The 18,136-nt window shown below is 68.9% G+C and carries 13 protein-coding genes and 1 pseudogene; 5 read left to right on the top strand and 9 right to left on the bottom strand.

The window, feature by feature from the left end; all coding sequences use genetic code 11:
* Positions 1 to 312: 312 nt before the first annotated feature.
* The 4 genes and pseudogenes from ABZ919_RS33045 (at position 313) to ABZ919_RS33060 (ending at position 4,468) form a co-directional block, all read left to right on the top strand.
* Positions 313 to 2,268, top strand: coding sequence for a hypothetical protein (locus ABZ919_RS33045; RefSeq protein WP_361255089.1), 1,956 nt, complete (start codon positions 313 to 315; stop codon positions 2,266 to 2,268).
* A complete protein-coding gene (locus tag ABZ919_RS33050; protein ID WP_361255092.1) occupies positions 2,265 to 2,678 on the top strand; it encodes a hypothetical protein in 414 nt (137 codons plus the stop codon). Before ABZ919_RS33045 ends, ABZ919_RS33050 begins: the two co-directional genes overlap by 4 nt.
* A gap of 654 nt (positions 2,679 to 3,332) precedes the next feature.
* A pseudogene (locus tag ABZ919_RS33055) lies at positions 3,333 to 3,470 on the top strand (IS5/IS1182 family transposase); the annotation flags it as partial.
* Between the two features lie 248 nt (positions 3,471 to 3,718).
* Positions 3,719 to 4,468, top strand: a complete 750-nt coding sequence (locus ABZ919_RS33060) for a transposase family protein (RefSeq protein ID WP_361255094.1) — start codon at positions 3,719 to 3,721, stop codon at positions 4,466 to 4,468.
* A gap of 22 nt (positions 4,469 to 4,490) precedes the next feature.
* Here the strand turns inward: ABZ919_RS33060 and ABZ919_RS33065 are convergent, their stop codons facing one another.
* Entirely contained in the window at positions 4,491 to 5,423 is a 933-nt protein-coding gene (locus tag ABZ919_RS33065) for a hypothetical protein (protein WP_361255097.1), read from the bottom strand.
* A 104-nt stretch (positions 5,424 to 5,527) separates the two neighbouring features.
* Here ABZ919_RS33065 and ABZ919_RS33070 point away from each other — a divergent pair, with 104 nt between their 5' ends.
* Positions 5,528 to 5,665, top strand: a complete 138-nt coding sequence (locus tag ABZ919_RS33070; protein ID WP_361255100.1) for a hypothetical protein — start codon at positions 5,528 to 5,530, stop codon at positions 5,663 to 5,665.
* A 102-nt stretch (positions 5,666 to 5,767) separates the two neighbouring features.
* Here the strand turns inward: ABZ919_RS33070 and ABZ919_RS33075 are convergent, their stop codons facing one another.
* From ABZ919_RS33075 to ABZ919_RS33110, 8 genes are all read right to left on the bottom strand, one after another.
* Positions 5,768 to 6,121, bottom strand: coding sequence for a DEAD/DEAH box helicase family protein (locus ABZ919_RS33075; RefSeq protein WP_361255103.1), 354 nt, complete (start codon positions 6,119 to 6,121; stop codon positions 5,768 to 5,770).
* A 119-nt stretch (positions 6,122 to 6,240) separates the two neighbouring features.
* Positions 6,241 to 7,275, bottom strand: coding sequence for a hypothetical protein (locus ABZ919_RS33080; RefSeq protein WP_361255106.1), 1,035 nt, complete (start codon positions 7,273 to 7,275; stop codon positions 6,241 to 6,243).
* Entirely contained in the window at positions 7,272 to 10,625 is a 3,354-nt protein-coding gene (locus tag ABZ919_RS33085; protein WP_361255109.1) for an SMC family ATPase, read from the bottom strand. The genes ABZ919_RS33080 and ABZ919_RS33085 overlap by 4 nt, the downstream gene beginning before the upstream one ends.
* Positions 10,626 to 10,663: 38 nt before the next feature.
* Complete coding sequence (locus ABZ919_RS33090; RefSeq protein WP_361255112.1) at positions 10,664 to 11,833, bottom strand: exonuclease SbcCD subunit D C-terminal domain-containing protein; 1,170 nt, start codon at positions 11,831 to 11,833, stop codon at positions 10,664 to 10,666.
* A gap of 76 nt (positions 11,834 to 11,909) precedes the next feature.
* The gene (locus ABZ919_RS33095) at positions 11,910 to 13,652 is read right to left on the bottom strand and encodes an ATP-binding protein (protein WP_361255114.1); all 1,743 of its coding nucleotides are present in this window, start codon (positions 13,650 to 13,652) and stop codon (positions 11,910 to 11,912) included.
* 803 nt (positions 13,653 to 14,455) lie between these two features.
* Positions 14,456 to 14,962, bottom strand: a complete 507-nt coding sequence (locus ABZ919_RS33100) for a hypothetical protein (RefSeq protein WP_361255117.1) — start codon at positions 14,960 to 14,962, stop codon at positions 14,456 to 14,458.
* A 103-nt stretch (positions 14,963 to 15,065) separates the two neighbouring features.
* Positions 15,066 to 15,437: a hypothetical protein gene (locus ABZ919_RS33105; RefSeq protein WP_361255120.1), complete on the bottom strand. Its 372-nt coding sequence runs from the start codon at positions 15,435 to 15,437 to the stop codon at positions 15,066 to 15,068.
* Positions 15,437 to 17,899, bottom strand: a complete 2,463-nt coding sequence (locus ABZ919_RS33110) for an AAA family ATPase (RefSeq protein WP_361255123.1) — start codon at positions 17,897 to 17,899, stop codon at positions 15,437 to 15,439. Before ABZ919_RS33110 ends, ABZ919_RS33105 begins: the two co-directional genes overlap by 1 nt.
* Positions 17,900 to 18,136 lie beyond the last annotated feature (237 nt).

Consider the following 18,136-nt stretch of genomic DNA (forward strand, 5'->3'; position numbering starts at 1 on the left):
GCAATTCCCCTGCGTCGCAGGCCTGGACGGGTGTATGTTCCTGCCCATCGCCGCCGCCGAGGGCGGCCTGCTGCGCAGCCGGTGGAGACCGCGGTCTCCACCGACAAGGTCCGAGTACGCCGCCCGTACCTCACGGGGCGGGTACCTGGATCCGCCTCCAGGCCACCGGAGCGACGCCGGGTCAGCCCAGCGACGGACCGCGGTCCTCACCGGGGCGGGCACGGGTGCGTTGCGCTTCGATGGCGCTCTGCTCGCGTACGCCGATCACCGGCCGCGAGCCCAACTCGCGCCGGCCCATCTGATTGAGGCCATGTGAGCACCATCGAAACCCCCGATGACCTGCCCGACATCCAGGTCATCGACATCCGCTCCGGCGACCGTTCCACGCCGTTCGAGCACCGCGTCGTACCGGTCAGCCAGACCGCCAAGGCGATCAAGGCCCTCGAAAAGGACCGGCCTGGCGTCCAGCTCACTGACGACGCCATTCTCCGGATCGCGTATAGCGCGGTTGAGCCGGATCTCCTCGCCGATCTCCGCCCGGAGCTCCGCCGCGTCGAGACCGGCTGGCTGACCGTCATCAACTACCGCGCGTACACCCTGATGCTGTCCCCCGCGGTCGAAAACGACCGGCTCCTCGACGAGGTCCACTACGCGGCCGACCCGAACACCGTGGCCCGACAGCAGGTCCTGTCCATGCCCACCGCGCACGAGACCGACGCCGCCCTCATCTACACCGACCCCATGGAGGCCCTCCTCGACTCCGTCGACCGGGCGTCCAAGAAGGTGAGGGACCAGAACAAGCAGGAAGTCGGCCGGCGCATCGTGGAGCGCCCTCTGACGGCCGTCCCCGTCGTCTTCCTCAACCCCGGGCGCCACCCCGCCGGAGACCTGGGTCTTGTCGACGGCAACAGCCGCTGGGGGTCCTGCACCGCCTGCATCCCGGCCCCGACCGGCCTGATCGGCCCGGCCAAGGACAAGGAGCGCCCCCCGCTGCTCCCGTCGTACCTCATGAGCCTCCCCCTCACCGACCGGCGCAACTTCGTCCGGGAGGTCATCAAGAAGGCATACCGCGACATCAAGGCCGCCACCGGCACGAGCAAGGCCGCCCGCGCTAAGCGCGACCAGGCCGCCGCGCTCCTCAACGCCATGACCGTCCCCGTGGAGGTCGTCATCGGCTACACCGACGACGACCCGAGCATGGGCATGCAGCGCTTCCCCGCCGCGCTCCGCTCGCTGCTGATGCGCATGAACGTCGGGGTGAAGGAGTTCGCGGAGGCCTCGAAGAACGGCATCACCGCCGAGGAGACCGTCACCGCCCTGTTCGACGCCGGCGAGCTCGGCGACAATGCCCAGGCCGTCAAGGACGTCCTCCTCGGCCGCGTCGACATCACCGACCCCATGAAAACCCTCGGCCTCAGTGCCCTCCGCGACCTTCGGTTCGCGCTCATCGCGCAGCAGCTCACCCGCAAGGAGCCCAGGCTGAACGCGATCACGGCCGCCAAGCTCGACAAGCGCAGCCTTCAGCTCGCCGGCCGCAGCGGCCTGGTCACCGAGCTAGGCCTGCGCTCGTACTCCACCTCCCTCGGAGAGGGCATCAGGCCCGTGCGCACCGCGCTGGAGAGCGGCTGCCTTTGGAAGGACCTCGTCGACCACGAGTGGGTCGTCGAGAACGTCGACAACGACCAGGCCGTGGACGACCTCCTCCAGCGCGCTGACAACCGCGACATCCCCGCCAAGCTGCTCCTCGGCGTGCTCGCCATGGTCACCCTCGTTACCAGCGGGAACCTCCTCGCCCCCGGCGGTTCCGCCGAGCAGATCGTCAATCACACGGTCATGCGTGCCGGCGTCGGGGCGGTCGTCAAGGCCGTCCTCGAAAAGGAGGAAGGACCGCAGGTCCTCGCCGACGCCGTCAAGCGGATCCGGAGCGGTCTGCGCCCGCGCTGGTGGGCCGACGGACGTCTGGTCGAGCACGACGACTGGAAGGGCAGCGATTTCAACGCCCACCTGCGTTTCGCCGCCCTCCACGGGTTCAACCCCGAGGGCGGGACGAGCGGGCTGTCCAGCACCGCTCGCGAGGAGAGGGCCCTCACGGACTTCCAGGCGTCCCTCACCGTGGCCGCCAACCGCCTCGACGACCTGATCAAGCTGCGCAAGAAGAACGGCACCACCGACCAGCTCTCCTGGGAGACCGTCGAAGCCTCCGTCAAGCAGATCCGTCTCATGGACAGGGCCCTCCTCCGCATGTCCGAGGAGGAGCCGCTCGGATGACCGACACCGTCTGGACCGGCGTCGTCGCCATCACCGACACCCGGTACGCCATGCTCGTCCAGCTCGCCGGCCAGTGGCTCGTCGAGGAACGGCCCGAGCCAGTCCCCATCGGCGAGAACTCCGGGCACGAGGACAAGGCCATTTACGTCGTGGTCAACCGGGAGGGCCTCGCCTGCTACTGCGGAAGGACCGCTCCGCGCCGAATGCTTACCCGGGGAGCCGCCGCGACCAGGCTCCACCAGCACGTCAGCCGCACCAGGTCGAAGAAAGAGGAATGGGCCGAGTACTGGGTGATTCCGTTGAGCAGCACCACCCCTGACCACGTCGTCTCCAACCTGGAGAGAACCGTGGCCGCCCGCCTGGGCATCCCCCTCCTGCACCGGGCGCGCATCCCGCGCCGGCGCACCTGACCTCCCGCCGACGCCCGAAGCACACCTGGGCCCCGCACCCTCCCCCGGTGCGGGGCCCACGCGCTGCGCCAGGTGTGCCGGACTCGTGACGCGGCTGTTCCCCGGGCGCCGCCCGCCCGGCGGGTGCCGACTTCGGTCAGGGCGAGCTGGCGGAGCTGATGCTCCGCACCGCTTTGCGGACCTGGGACGACCCCCGCCGCCCGAACGCCGCGACCATCTTCCGGCAGCGATGGGCCCGCGACCTCTACCTTGCCGCCTCAACCTGACGTCACCCGAGCAGACCAGCACCGGGCTCGCGGCCCGGCCCACCCGCTCAGCTTCGGCGCGTCGCCCCGCACCCGCGGGGATAGCTCCCTGGTGGCGATCCCCGCCGAGATGCGCTCCCCGTCGTCCCCGCACCCGCGGGGATAGCTCTTTGCCGTTGCAGTCGCGGGTGCGTTCGGGCGGGTCGTCTCCGTACCTTGGGCATCCGAACACCACGGCCGCGACCCGGTACACCGTGGGCTGCCAGGTCGGCTGCGATGCAGCGTCATACTGTGAGCTCTTTCAGCGTGGCCACTGATCGGGTGACGGGTCGGTGTCCCACAACGCACGAGGCTCCCGTGCCGTTGAGAGAGGTGTTCGACGTCTCAACTCATCAGCGCAGGAGCCTCGTTGGTTCCCTATCCTGCCGCACTCGACCTGCCTCACGCCCTCGTCGAGTGGGTAACCATGCTCATCGTCACCCGTGAGGGTGACCGACGCTGCAAGCTCCCGCCTCACCAGCGTGCTCTCGTCGCCCTGGTCTACCTGCTGGGCTGTCCGGACTGTTTATGCAGGTGAGGAGCCTCACCGGACAGCCGGACAGCCGGACAGCCAGATTGAAGGTGGGTGTAGCTCGCCTGGAGGGAAGGGATCCGGAGGGCAACGAGTTCTGCCTTCACTGAGGTCTTTCAGCGGGGCCACTGATCAGGTGACGGGACCGGTGCCAGCAACGCACGAGGCTCCCGTGCCGTTGGGGGAGGTGTTCGACGTCTCAACCCACAGGCACAGGAGCCCCGTTGGTTCCGTATTCTGCCGCACTCGATCTGCCTCACGGCCTGGTCGAGTGGGTAACCATGCTCATCGTCACCCGCGAGGGTGACCGCCGCTGCAAGCTCCCACCGCACCAGCGTGCCCTGGTCGGCCTGGTGTACCTGCGCCGGCACGACACCCTCGCCCAGCTCGCGGCCGGGTTCGGCATATCCGTCGGCACCGCTCACGCCTACACGACAGCCGTCGTCGACCTGCTCGCCGACCGCGCCCCCGGCCTGCTGCGCGCCTTGCGCGAGGCGGAACCGGACTACGTCCTGCTCGACGGCACCCTGGCGGAGTGCGACCGGGTCGGCGACAGCCGGGCCGACTTCTCCCACAAGCACCGCAGGCACGGGGTGAACGTGCAGGTGGTGACCGACCCGGTCGGGCAGCTGCTGTGGATCTCGCCTGCTCTGCCCGGCCGCGCCCATGATCTGACCGCGGCCCGCGCCCACCGGATCATCCGGATCTGCGAGCGCCAGGGCGTTCCCATCCTCGCCGACCGCGCCTACATGGGAGCTGGCCCATGGGTGACGACACCCATCAGGCGCCCGCCGGGCCGTGACCTCACGCCGACCCAGCAAACCGTCAATCGCGCTCTGTCCGCGGCACGGGCACCGGTCGAGCGCAGCGTCGCATGCTTGAAGTCCTGGCGCATCTTCCGCCGATCCCGGTGCAGCCCGAATCGAATGTCGTCAATCTCCGCGGCCGTCCTCACTCTGGAGCGGCAGCGCTGAAAGACCTCTGTGGGTCGCGTCTTCACCAGGGCGGCTCTTCCTGGCTGCGGAAGGGCGACTGGTTTTCGTAAATCCACATCTTGGGACTGCAGATGAAGCGAGGATGCTGCTCCTCATAGGGCACATCGGTCCAGACGTCGGGGTTCGCGGCAAAGGCCCGACACAGGCCGAGCTGGGAGTCCTCGTCCAGCTCATCCGGGGCCACAATGATGAACTCGTCGCCCATCCGATTCATGGTGAACGCGGTGATGTAGTCCAGGTGGTCGGAGAACACTTCCAAAAGTCGTCGGGCGTCGGGCCACTTGTCGAACGGCGGAGTCGGAAGGGTGACGTACTCGATGAACCCGTGGCTTCGGGCGACGAACGCCTGGAACTTGCTCCAGTCGTTGCCCTCGAGCAGCATCGCAAGGTACGACCCGAGGTCGCCGTCGTCATCATCCAGGATGTTCGAGCTGTTGTAGAGGAGGCATGACCGGAAGTGGTCGACGACTTTCTGCAGGCGGATGATGCTGACACGTAGGAGTGCGTAGGTCTGTGGCGACAGTGCGCGGTTGTGGGCGAGGACGTTGCGGATCTCGCGGATCTCGTCGAAGTCTCTCGCGATCGCCTGCTGATCGTGCCCTGCCAAGTGGTGAACGTCGCCCGCGATCTGCGGGTCGGTCAGCATGCACAGGAGCTGGCCGATGTCGGACTGCCAGATGAGGTCACCGCTGGTCTCGGCGTCAAGGTGCAGGCGCTGGCGGCTTCTCTCAGCGAGGCGCTCGAGGTTCTTGCGCAGTTTCGGGTCCAGGTGCTGGTGCCACGGGGCTCCATAGGCGCGCATCCAGGAAGCCAGGCAGAGTCTGCGCAGCCACCCTTCCAAGGTGTAGATGTCTCGGTAGGCTTGCTGGTTGATCCGCGGTACCAAGAACTCGCCGTCGAATTCGAGGTCCAGCTGCTGCTCGAAGTCCACCATCCCTGCCTCTTCCCCCCAGCCGCTCCCCCGGGCTGATGGCGCCATTGTTCCAGGACGTCCTGGCAGCTGCCGACGCTGCTGTCGTGAAGGTGGCCGGTCGGGGTGTGACCCCAGTCATCATCCGCCGCGTAGAGGCGGCGATCGGCGAGGATCCGCTTCGCGTCGTTGGCGATCGCCCACTTCTTGTCGGCACGGCCCGCGATTCGGTGCGCCTCGTCCATGATGGCCAGGTCGAACAATGACACGGTGTACTTCGTGCTGCGGGTCTGCTCGATTTTGTCCAGAGTCGTAGGTGCAAATGACCGTCGCCGGGATCTGGTCCTGCTCCTCCCCCACGACCGACATCAGGGCGGCCAGTGTGTGCGGGTTGGTGGTCGAGTCGACGCGTGCGGCCGCGAGTCCTCGTGGCCGGCGGTGTCCATCGAGGAGACGATCACCACGTGCTCGCCGTGGCCGTCTCGACGCCACGCCAGAGCGGTCTGGGCTGCCAAGTCCAGCGTGGGCACGACGAACAGCACGAGTTTGGCGTCGAGTTCGTCCGCCACCCGGATGGACACCACCGTCTTACCGGTTCCTGTCGCTGCCACGAGAAGCCCTCGCGTCCCGGGGCGCCTCAGGTGTCGGACTGCCCGTTGAACCGCCTTGAGTTGATGTGGAAAACGGGCGCTTCTTAGGGCCGCCGGGTGGGGGCGTCTCAACCAGCGTCATACAGGCAACCTCAACACAGGGGGCGCGGCGGTATCGGTGTCCAGGGCTGTCTGGGACATCCTGGCAAATTGATGCTGCAGCGCGAAGCGGAAATGCGAGGAACTGCGGCTCAGCTCAGCGCTGCCACGCGTAGGGCCCTGCTGAGCAGGGCAGGGTTGCCCAGGCGGCGGCGCAGTTCCCTCTCCAGCCCGGCGACCGGCACCAGGTTCTGGGGGGCCCGGGCGTCTTTGTACTCGCAACTGGCGTACCGCGGCAGTACCAGTTGCGAGAGGTTGGCCAAGGCGATCGCCTCCGGGGCGGGGATGTCGGCGGCGCATTCCAGCCGTACTATTCCGGCCCACGGGGCGCCGGGCGTACACGGTAGGCGTAGGTACCAGGCGTGCCGGTCCCAGGAGGTGCCCATCAAGAACACCGGGGTGCGCTCGCCGGCGGCCAGGGCGCTGACCATCGCGTGCAGGTCGGGCGGCAGGTAGGCGGTGCGGTGGGACTTGATGAGCCCCAGCGCTCGCGGCAGATGGGTGCGGCCGCGCAGCGGACCGTCCACCACCAGCAGGTCCGAGCCGGCGGCGACGCCGTGGCCGGCCAGGGCAGTGCGGGCGTTGGCGGCGACGAGAATTTCAAGGTCGCCGAGTCGGCGTTGCAGCGCCGCAGAGAGCAGCACTGCAAGGTTTTCTTCCTGGTCGTCAAAGGTGATGTTGGCCTGGTAGGTACCGGCCGTGGTGGGCACGTCGACGGCGTTGGTGGCGGTGGTGAACAGGCCTCGCCGGGATTCGATGGTCAGCAGGTGCGCGCCACGGTCGGGGCAGCAGCACACGGTGCCCGCCGCATAGGAGGCGCACAGTGCCATCTGGGCGTCGTCGGCGCGGTTGATGGCGCTTGGGGCCGGTTCGGCGGCCAGGGGCTGCTCGATCCAGATGCGGGCCTCGACGCGGCGTACGCCATCGACGAACAGTACTGCGCCGGGGTCGGGCACGTGGGAGGTCGAGATGGGCTTCCAGTCGGCCGGGGCGAGTTCGAGGTCGGGGATGACTTTGGCGGTCGAGGCCCCGATGGTGTTCTCGGCGTTTTCGACGCTGGAGCCGTAGGTGGGGTCCCAGCCGTCGACATGGAATCGCATCCGGGCCGCATGTGCCGTGCTTGTCATGTGCCTTCCCGGGTGACGACGGAAGTGTGGGGGTCGCGGTGTACCTGGAAGCGGACCGGTACCCGTTCGGCGAGCCCGGTGACGTGGGTGATCACCCCGACCATCCGCTCCCCTTGGGCGAGATTCTCCAGGGTGTCGGCGACCATCTCGAGCGAGTCGGGATCAAGGGTGCCGAATCCTTCGTCGAGGAATATGGACTCGAGCTTCGTCGCGCCGCCCATGCCGGCCAGCTGGTCGGACAGGGCCAACGCCAGTGACAGGCTGGCCTGGAAGGTTTCGCCGCCGGACAGGGTGCGAACCGAGCGTTGTGAGTCGGCGTCGGAGTGGTCGATGACGTAGAACTCGCCTTTGTGGTGGCTGAGGTCGAATCGGTCACCCGACAACCGGCGCAGCGACTGCGAGGCACCCGCGACCAGGGTGTCGAGGGCTGAATCGGCCAGCCACTGCGGGAACTTGTTGGACCGCATCAGCCTGGCCAGCTCGGCGGCCACCTGTTGCTGGGTGCGGGCGCTGTCGATCTTGTCCTGTATGGCGGCGGCGTCGGCGAGGCTGCGCTGGATCATCTCTACCCGGCCCCGGGCCCGCTCGGCTGCGACCGCTACCACCCGGGGGGCCTGGGCGGCGCGCCCAGGACCGTCGCCGAGGTCTTGGGGATCCAGGTCGTGGTCGCGCAGCAGACCCTCCAGTTGGCCCAGGAGCTGCTCGGCTTCGCTGTGTGCGGTGTGGGCGTCGGCTTGCGCGCGCAGGGTGTCGGCCTGCCGGTCGTCGGCCGCGCGGGTGGCCCAGGCGGCCAGGCTGGCCCAGGCGGCGGCGAGGTCGTCGGTGTCCAGGCTCGGCGGTTTAAGGGCCGCCACCGCGTCCCGGGCAGCGGTCAGCTCGGACCAGGCGGTCGCGGTGCGAGCCTGCCACTGCTGCTGTTCGGCCTCCGCCGCCTTGAGTGCCTCGCGTGTCTGGCTTGCCTCGGCTGTGGCGGTCTCCACGGCCGCTTCGAGGCGGTCGCATTCCTCCAGTAGGCCCGGCAGTGCATCTGTGGGCGGCGCCTGGTCCAGCAGCGTCTGCAGTTCACTCAGGCGGTCGGTCAGGGTGCTCTGCGCGTGGTCGGCGGCTGCCCTCTGCTGGACGGCGGTGGTGTGGACGCTGTGGGCGGTGGCGTGTGCTTGCTCGGCTGCTTCCAGCGTGGCGGTCGCGTCCTGGTGGGCCTGATGGCAGGTGGCGGCCTCGGCCTGGGCGGCTGAGAGGTCGTTTTCCACCGTGGATCTCTGGGCCTGGGCCCACGCTTCCAGGTCGGACCAGGCGGAGGTCACGTCATGGGTGTCGACGGCGGGCGGGTCGAGTTCGCCCAGGGCGCCCAGCTGCGTGTGGAGGTCGCTGCGGGTGCGATCGATCTCCCTTTGCAGCGTGGCGACGGCCGCAGTGGCGGAGGTGTGCGCGGCTTCGGCCTCCTGTACCGCGGCACGTGCCTGCTGCTCGGCGGCGACCAACTGGTCACGGGCTGCAGCGCGTTCGTCAAGATGGGCGCGGTCGGCGTCGCAGTCGCGTTCGGTGTCGGCAGGACGATCGGGCAACAGCGTGCCCAGCCGCTCATCGAGCAGGGTGCGCCGCTGGGTCAGGGTGTCCGCGGCGCGCTGCTTGGCGGCAACCGTCGTGGTGGCGGCCTGATGCTGGGAAAGCAGGTCACGGTGTTCGCGGACCGCAGCGTCACGCGCGGCCTGGGCGGCGGCCAGGGCCGGGTCGGACAGCGGCGGCGGGAGGATGGTGACGCTCTGCTCGCAGACCGGGCAGGCGTGGCCCACCTGGAGCTGAGGGCGTAGCTGGGCGGCACCGGCGAGGGTGCGGGCTTCCTCGAGGGCGGCCGTGGCCGCGTCGAGACGCACCTGCGCGCCGGTGACCGCACTGTCGGCCTGGGCGACTGCCTCCACGGCGTCATCCAGCTCGCTGGTGGCGTCGGTGAGGGAGCTGGTGACGTGGAGGAGCTGGTCGAGTACCTCGCGCGCCTCGGTGAGCCGGCTGCCGTCGCCGGCGGCGGTGAGCGCGGAAGCGGCCTGGTTGTGCCGGTCGCGAGCCGCGGCCAGCTGGGTGGCGGCGGCGTCGGCCTGCCGTGCCAGAGCCGCTGCCCGGCTGGTCAGATCACTGGCACCGTGGGGGGCTTGGACGGGAGCCAGCATCTGTTGGCGACGCTGCAAAGCCGCGTACGCCTGTTGTACCCGGTCGCGGCGGCCACGGGTCTCCTCGGCGGTGCGGCGAGCCTCGGTGACGGCGTCTGCCAGCGCCCGTAGCCGCTCCTCGCTCTGCGCCAGCTCTTGGCGGGCACGCTGCGCAGCCGCGATGACTGCGTCGCGGCGCCCGACCAAGCCGGCCTTCTCGGTGTAGCGGTCGCGGGCAATGTTGAGGACAGCGCGCTGCGGGCCGGATTGGGCAGCTTTGGTGGCGTCGGCCAGGGTCTGGGCGGCCGCGTCGGCGGCGTCGCGGGCCTTGTGGGCGGCTGTCTGGGCCTCCACGGCACGGCGCTGCAGCTCTCCGATGCCGTCTGGGGCGCGGAGGGGAGTGAGCCGGGCGAGTTCGGTGCGCAGAGTGGCGACACGTGCGTGGGCATCGCTGGCGCGGGAGTGTGCCTCGGCGACGCGGGGCACGAGCTGGTCGACGGTGGCGGCCAGCTGTCCCAGTGCCGAGAGGCGTGCCTGGGCGTCGGCCTCGGCTTGCGGGGTAGCGTCGGCGTGCCGGCTCAGCTGGTCGGTGAGGACCTCGATCTCCTTGGCTGCTTCAGCCGCCTGGGCGCCGGCGCGTTTGCCGATGCCTTCGTAGTGGGCGGCTCCGAGCAGCTTGAGCAGGATCTGCTGCCGGTCGCGGGCGTTGGCGGACAGGAAGCGGGCGAAGTCGCCCTGGGGCAGGACGACGCACTGGCAGAAGTCGTCGAAGGACAGGCCGAGCAACTGCTCGATGGCGGCGTTGAGTTCCTTGATTTCTCCGGCCAGTACTTCCGGCTGTGGCCCGTCTGCGTCGGTGACGACCGCCGTGGGGTCGGCGAACTTCACCAGGCTGACGGTCTTTTGCTGGATCTGTTGGCCGACGCGGCGGACTTCGCGGGCGACTTGGTAGCGCTGGGATGCGACGTCGAAGGTGAGCGAGACCGTGCAGCGGTTGCTCGTGGGGGCGAGCGCGTAGGCGATGGCGTTGCTGCGGCCCCACCGGTAGGCCGAGCCGTACAGGGCGAAGGTCAGGGCGTCGAGAACGGTGGACTTGCCTGACCCGGTAGGGCCGACGAGGGCGAAGTAGTCGGCGTCGGTGAAGTCGACCACGGTGGGAGCGCGGAAACCGGCGAAGCCGTTGAGCTCCAGGCGAACGGGACGCATGTTGAGGGATTCCTTTAGCGGGTGTCAGGGCCGCTGGGTCAGGAGCGGGCGGTCGAGCGGGTCAGGTCGTCGTGCAGGTGGTTGAACAGGGCCGTGACCCGGTCGTCGCTGACGCCGACGCTGTGGCAGTAGTCGGAGAACAGTTGCGCAGGCGTCTTGGTCGGCTGGTGGGTGGCGATGCCCGCCGTGGCGCCGGTGCTCGCGTGGTCGGGGTGGATGCGGATCTCGAGGGCGTTGGGGAGGGCTTCCAGCAGGTCGTCGCGCATGCCGGCGTAGGCGGGCTGGGTGATCACGAGCCGGAGGTAATCCTCGCCGTAGACGGCGGGGTCGGCGGTGAGCTGGGCGACGGTCCCCTCCATGGTGCGCAGCCTGCGGCCGGCAGTGACCGGGATGTCGGTGATCTTCGCGGGGGTGCCGGGAGAGGCTTCGACGAGGCAGACCACGTGGGTGTTGTTCTGCTCGCCGAAGTCGATCGCATAGGGGGATCCGCTGTAGTGCACCGGGCAGGCGGCCGGGATCGTCTGCCGGCGGTGCAGGTGACCCAGGGCCACGTAGTGCGCTTCGACGGGGAAGATAGCGGCGGGCACGTGGTATTCCATGATCGATTGGGCTGCCCGCTCGCCGCCGCCGAAGACGCCGCCGGTGCACGTCAGGTGGGCCATGACGATGTTGACGGCGTCGGAGGTGAAAGCCCCTGTCAGGTTGTCCAGGACATCTCGGATGAGCTGGTCGTAGGCGCCGACGTTCTGCGATGGGGTGTTGGCGATGATCTCCGCGGCGCGGACGGCGTAGCGCTGGGAGAGAAACGGCAGAACGGCGACGTTGACGCGCTCGTTGGTGGACTTGGCGCGGAAGCTGTGCACGCCGCCCTTTGCGGCCGGGCGGGCCTGGCCATAGACATGGATGCCGGCGATGTCCATCAGCGGCTTGTAGGCCTCGAGTGTGGCACCGTGGTCGTGGTTGCCGGCGATCAGGACGACCTCGATGTCCTGCTTGGCCAGTTGCAGCAGGGTGCGCACGACAAGCCTTTGGGCGTCCGCGGTGGGCGCGGCGTTCTCGTAGAGGTCGCCGGCGATGAGGACGGCATCGACGTCGTTGCCGACGGCTATCTGGGTGATCTCACGCAGTACGCCTGCCTGCTCCTCGAGCCGGTTACGGCCCTTGAGGGTCTTGCCGACATGCCAGTCGGAGGTGTGGAGAAACTTCACCGGGTCGGTCCTTTTCGAATGGCTGAAGCAGCGCAGCGGGTTGCGTCAGGCGTGATCAAAAGCGCGTCGGCGGACGTCAGAAGGGCGGCTCGTCGATGGCCCCGTCGTCGGGATCGTCGAACCACGAGTCGCTCTGGGTCTGGGGCAACTTGCTGAACGGGTCCGGTCGCGCCGCACCACCGGCGTTCGAGTCAGCAGGCGAGGTGCCGGTAGTGAAGGTGGGATCGGCGACCTCGGAGAGGCGGGTGGCCCAGGCGGGGAAGGGGAATTCGACGGCCAGCGGCACCGGGATCTCGGGCTGGGAGACGAACATGGTGCCAGGCTTGGCGAGGGTGGCGCGCTGCCGCTGCGAGGCGGGCAGGAAGCCGTACTCAGGGCGGCCGGCCTCGGCGGGGTCGAGCCGGCCGACGATCTTGATCGAGGAGTTCGACACGATGCGCCGTTCCACCTCGGAGGCGGTCTGCTGAGCGCCGATGAGGATGATGCCGAGCGAGCGGCCGCGTTCGGCGATGTCGAGCAGGACGTCCTTGATCGGGGAGGAGCCCTCGCGCGGCGCGTACTTGTTCAGCTCATCGATCATCGTGAACAGCAGCCCGCCCGGACCGGCTTGCTCCTTGCGGTCGGTCTCCGCGGCGAGCACGACACCCACGACGAACCGTTGCGCCCGCTCCGGCAGGTTGTGCAGGTCCACCACGGTGACCTGCTGCCCCGAGGTGTCGATGGAGTGCGCGATGGGACGGTCGGTGACCATGCTCAGGTCGCCACGAAGCAGGGGGCCCAGCGGCCTTTGGGACGACCGCAGCCGCCGCACGAACGCGTTGACGGTACCCATCCCCACAGCCGGCCCCGCCCAGTGGGCGCGAGTGGCCTCGTCGGTGACCTTCTCGCAGATGAACGCGATCATCTCCGCCCAGGTGCGGATGGTGGCTCCGTCGATGGCGACCGCGCCGTCGTTCCCTGCGGCCTGGGCCTCGCGGTACAGCCTGCTGGTGACCTGGTGCACGACGATCGTGTACTGGTTCTTCTCGTCTTCGACGTCGGCGAACACGTACGGGAGCAGTTCGCGTTCGCAGAACTCCGCAAGCGTCCACCAGAACGCGGTCACCCCGCTGGTCCGGCCGGTGACGTGGGGGCGGCCGGTGGTATCACCAGGCAGCGGCGGCGCGTAGAAGCCGGCGGAGGCAAAGGGGCGAGCGGGCAGGCCGAGCCGCGCGTACGCGGCGCGCAGCGTCTCGTCGAGGCGGGCGTTGGGCTGGTCGACGAACAGCAGGTCCTCGCCCTTGACCGAGAAGATCAAGGCCTTGGCGTTGACCGCGCGGGCTCCCAGGGCACCCGAGGTGAACAGCGAGTGCAGCAGGAACAGCGCGAAGCTGGTCTTGGTCGCCACCCCGGAGATGCCCGAGATCGACACGTGGGCGCCTCGGGTACCGTCGAGGAACTCGAGGTTGAGATAGATCGCTTCGCCGTCACGACCGATGCCGGCGGGGATCCGCGCGTCCATCTTGTCGAAGTACAAGGCGGCGTCCCGGTCAGCACCCGCGGCCCGAATCGCGACTGCGCCGGGGCGTGGCGGGACGTAGCACTCGGGCTCGACGCGGGTGGTGGTGACCTCGGCGATCTCCTGCACGGTCGCCGGCAAGATCCCGTCCGCAATGAGGAACACATCCGAGCCGAACGCGGCGCCCTCGTGGCGGGCGACCACCTCCGTCACCACGCCTGAGGTGACGACCTCGCCGTAGCCGGGGATCTGCCGACGGGTGCTGACCACGTCGTCGAGCTGCAGGTACGCGTCGGGGGAAAGGGCGACGTGGAACTTCAACGGCGTGGAGTCCTCGGTGCCTGCAACCTTCCCGACCTCCTGCTCGACACCGCCACTGGGGGGCAGGCCTCCAGGCGGCTGCTGACTCGTCAGGGGCGCTGAACCGCGGCCTGAGGTAGTGCTGTCGACGCCAGGGGTTTCGGAGTCGGTGTCGGTCATCGGCGGTCCTGTGCCTATCTCATCGTGCGTCGGGGCGGCCCTGGCGGCTGGCGGTGGACACCGTACGCCGGGGCGCCGAAACTACTGGGCAGTTCCACAGATTGCCGGGACTCCTAAGGTTCCCAGTCCCGACGGGCACGGGGGCGGCTTACCCTGCAGATGCGCAACCCGGCCAAGGCCAGTACCTGTCAGTCCCGCCCACCGGTCCCTCTGGCTCTTTGGTTGCAACTCGTTGCGTGCCACGGCCGGCGAACTTCCCTCACCGAAGCACTCCGCCATCGACGCCGGGCCACCCACGCGTTGGCCGAAGGCACGTCGCTGATCGCCGACGGGTGATGTCGTGGTCGGTCTATCCGCGCCACAGGGCACAGGCGGATGGCGTCGACGAGAAGCGGTCCCGCCGCTGTCGCTCTCCCCGACCGCAGCATGGATGGCCGAGCCGAAGTCGGCCTACAGACGTACGGCCTGACCCGCTCGTTCTGCCGAGCGCAGCCGAAGAGTAGGAAGTTTTCGGCACACAGACATGCCAGATACATTCACACCCCCGGCGTGCTGGGCCCGCACCACGAACGGCACAGGCGGTGAATAACCGCCTCAAGCACCCCACCCGCACGCGGTCTGCGCGCATCCTACACACGATCCCTTCACCATGCACACACATTTCGCAACCTCTCGCCGCCGCCCCGGGAAGCCACAGCCCGCCTCGACGAACTGCGCCGCCGGGCCAGCCAGAAGTGATCGCAACTGCTCTCGATGACAGGCTGCCGCCGCAGGAGGACCTCGCCAGGGGCGTCGGGAAGGGCGTCGGACCACTTGCGGGCCTGTTCGGTGGTCCACAGCACGACGACGGTGTCGCGAGTGCTGACATCGGAAACGGCACGCCGGCCGATGTACCAGGTTTCGGGCTCCCCGTCTGGCCCGTCCTGCACGTCTACGCGGCTGACGACCAGCGAAGCGTTGCCGAGACCACCGTAGGCCGCGGCTCTTTCTTCGGCGTCGATCCGGTTGGCGACGCTGTCCTTGCCACTGGCGGAGGCGAGGGCGACCGACCCCCCAGTCCGTTCGGCCAGCCGCTCGGCGCAGCAGTCGTACGCGCGGTCCACTGCGTTCTGCTCCACGGCGATGATGTCGCCGCGTGTGGTGGTGCTCACATGCATCCCCTCCCTTGCGGCACCCAGAGAGGTGCCGCGCCGGGCATATGCCCGGCCCCAGCGAAAGAACCATCAGACACAGGGATCAGCTGTTGATGGGTAGTCAGGGAGTCAAAGCCTGGACCAGTTCGCAGACCTCAGTCCGCCATCCGCGGACCTGGTCGCGGGTGGGACCGATCTCGTACTGGTGGTAGTGGCACCCCAGGCAGAGGTGCGACCAGACGGCGCCGGTCCGACGGGCGGTCTCCGCCGCCGTGTAGCAGCGCAGGCAGAGCATCTTGGCCCGCATGGTGGTGCCGGCGAGCCCCGGCACCGCAGCCTCGAGCGTGCGGTCGACGGCGATCTCCAGAGCCGTCCGCAGCGCGAGGGCGGCTCCGCGGTGACGGCCGGTCGATGTCGCTTCGACACGGAGACCGGAAAGCAGCCGGTCCGCCGTCAACAGGAGCTCTTCGACAGAGGTCCTCGAGGTGCTCATCACGCGGTCACCTCCGGCTTGCGCACCTTCTGCGCGAGCTCCTTGACCTCGTCCACGAAGCGGTGAGGGTCGGTGATCCGTGCCCCAGGGGTGTGGGCTCCGCTCTGGCACTGCTTGAGGAGGTCCACCGCACGCGGTCCGCAGCGGGCGCGCAGCTCTCGGTAGACGTCGTCGGTCCGCTCGATATCGCCGAAGAGGGCCAGCGCGGCGACCTTCATGAGCTTGTCGGCGTCGGTCACGGCGGCCTGCAACGCGTGCTCGGGGCCGCCGGAGCGGTGGTGCCGGATCCAGGCGGCCTCGATGAAGGCGTTCTCCAGGGCGATCCGGCACAGACTGGGCAGCACATGGGTCCGTGCCGCCTCCGGCAGGTCCGCGGTGCTGGCGACGGCTCTGGCGTCGTCGAGTGCCTGCCGGACCGGGTCAGTCACCGGTCTGACCTTCACCTTGGACGACTCGCCCCGCTCCACCTCGAACACCGTCACCGGCAGTTCCTGGCTGGTGAACGCACGCTGGAGCCGGGTGTCGTGGGTGAACACGACGACCTGCCGGTGCTCGCCGAGTTCGTGCAGGACCTGGGCGAGTCCGTTGACCTTGGCGGGGTCCATGGACTGCACAGGGTCGTCGATCACGACGAAGCCGAACGGGCTGTCGGCGGCGGCGGCCCGGGGCAGGAACAGGGACAGCGCGAGGGAGTGCTGCTCGCCCTGGCTCATGACGCTGAGCGCCGAGGCCTTCTCGCCGTCGACGGAGACGTCCATGACGAGCTTGCGGACGACGGCCTTCTCGCTTCCTTGCAGGCTCACTGTCTTCAGGTCGATGTTGCTCTCCTGGCGAAGCCGCTCCCAGATCCGCTGCGAGTGGCTGGTGAAGCCCTCCATGCGCTGCTCCCGCAGCTCGGTGGAGAGCGCCTTCAGCCAGGCACGGGCCTTCTTGATGTGGCTCAGCCGGGGCTTACCCTCTTCCGCCGTACGGGCCCTCCGCACCCAGCCTGCCAAGCGCGTGACCAGCTGGCGCCAGCGCTCGTCGCGCTTCTCCAGCTCCCTGGCGGCGTTCTCCTTCACCGCGGCGCAGGCATCGGCCAGAGTCACGGCGGCCTCGTAGGCGCGTCCGAGGAGCTCGCGCGGGTCACTGATCGTCTGGCAGGCGAGCCAGGCGTCCCACGGATCGGTCAGAGCGGCAGGGATCCGCTGGGGCTTCTGCACCAGGCGCTGCACCACCAGCGCAGCCGACCGCAGTTCGCTGTGCGCGTCCTCGGCGGCCTTCGCCTCCTGCCGGAGTACGGTGATCTGGGCGCTGGCACGAGCGGCCCACTCCTCGTCGAGGAGCAGGTCCGCCCCACACACGGGGCAGCCCTCCTCATCGGGGTGGCGGTTGCTGTGGTCCAGGGCCTTCTCAAGGAGGTCGGCGCGCTGGAGGGCGTCCTCGGCACCGGTCATGCGTACGTCTTCGACGCCGGCGAGCGCCTCGCGCAGCCTCTCCACTGCTGCGCCCACCTGCTCCATGTCGGGTCCCCGCAGGTCGACCGCGGCGCGCAGTTCGGCGAGAAGGCCGTCGTCGGCTGCAGGCAGGCCGACCACCAGCGCCTCGAGGGCCTCGAAGTCGGGGCGCCCCGTGGTGTCTATGGCCACGAGCGCCTGTATCGCACGGTCGTCGTCCTCCAGCGCGTAGAGCCCCTCCTTGAGCTCCGGCACCTCGTCCTTGGCCACCTTGACCGCGTCGTTGAGTTCCTTCTCCTGCTGCCGGAGGCGGTTGTCGGCAGCGCTGATGTGCCCCAGGCCGAGGATCGTGGCGATGGCGTCGTACATCTGGGAGGGCTTGCCACTGATCATGCGGCCGAGATCGACGTACGACAGGAAGGGGCGGTAGTCCGTCAGGGCCTGCTTCCACCAGTCCGCCTGGTCGACGGGGATGCGGCCGTGTCCGGGCCGCCTGAGCTCACCCTCGGTGTCGCCGAAGTCCTCGCCCCTCCAGGTGCGGGTGAGCGTGCTCCGGCCGGTGTCGCCTTCGACGGCGAGCTTGACCTCGATCTCCGGCTTGGCGCCGTCGTGAAGATTGCGCCAGTTGCTCGTACGCGTCGCGTCCTGCCCCTGCCAGCGCATGTTCGTGCCGGTGAAGGCCGTCTCGACGGCCTCGGCGATGCTGGACTTGCCGGAGCCGTTGCGGCCCACCACGAGGGTGACGCCGGGCCGGGGGCTGAGGTTCAGCCAGGCGCGGGGGCCGATACCGCGGAACCCGGCGACGGAGACGGAGTCGAGGTAGATCCGGCCTACGGCAGACCGCTCCTGGGTCGCACCCTCACCCAGGGCTTCCCGCAGGAGTTCCTTCACCGGCTCGCTGAGCGCTGCTTGAGCCAGGCGGGACTCCACCTGCTCGGCGATGGAGGCCGGCGGAAGGGCCGGGTCCGGTGAGGTAGGAGCGGTGGAATGGTGGGTGTGCTGCCTTCGCGGTTCCGTCGAGGTCATGAGGTGTCTCCAGTTTCCGGTGCTGGTGCGGAGAGGTTGGGACACCGGCGCTCGGTCGAGTGGATCGTGGCTACTGCGGCCGATATGCCGACGAGACGAAACCGTAGGAGCAATGGGGTCTTCATTACCTCGTGTGACGTGATAACCCTGGTTATCACGTCGGCCAAGTCAATGGTGAGTTCGTGGAGTCACCCGGAGAATCGCGCCGTGCTGTTCAAGAGTGGGCGTCTTCGTCAC

It is taken from the genome of Streptomyces sp. NPDC046759 (assembly GCF_040645475.1).
Taxonomy (GTDB): Bacteria; Actinomycetota; Actinomycetes; order Streptomycetales; family Streptomycetaceae; genus Streptomyces.

Coding starts and splice junctions, on each gene's coding strand:
- ABZ919_RS33050 (WP_361255092.1), top strand. CDS start 2,265: ATGACCGACACCGTCTGGACCGGCGTCGTCGCCATCACCGACACCCGG.
- ABZ919_RS33080 (WP_361255106.1), bottom strand. CDS start 7,275: ATGACAAGCACGGCACATGCGGCCCGGATGCGATTCCATGTCGACGGC.
- ABZ919_RS33105 (WP_361255120.1), bottom strand. CDS start 15,437: ATGAGCACCTCGAGGACCTCTGTCGAAGAGCTCCTGTTGACGGCGGAC.
- ABZ919_RS33065 (WP_361255097.1), bottom strand. CDS start 5,423: ATGGTGGACTTCGAGCAGCAGCTGGACCTCGAATTCGACGGCGAGTTC.
- ABZ919_RS33085 (WP_361255109.1), bottom strand. CDS start 10,625: ATGCGTCCCGTTCGCCTGGAGCTCAACGGCTTCGCCGGTTTCCGCGCT.
- ABZ919_RS33110 (WP_361255123.1), bottom strand. CDS start 17,899: ATGACCTCGACGGAACCGCGAAGGCAGCACACCCACCATTCCACCGCT.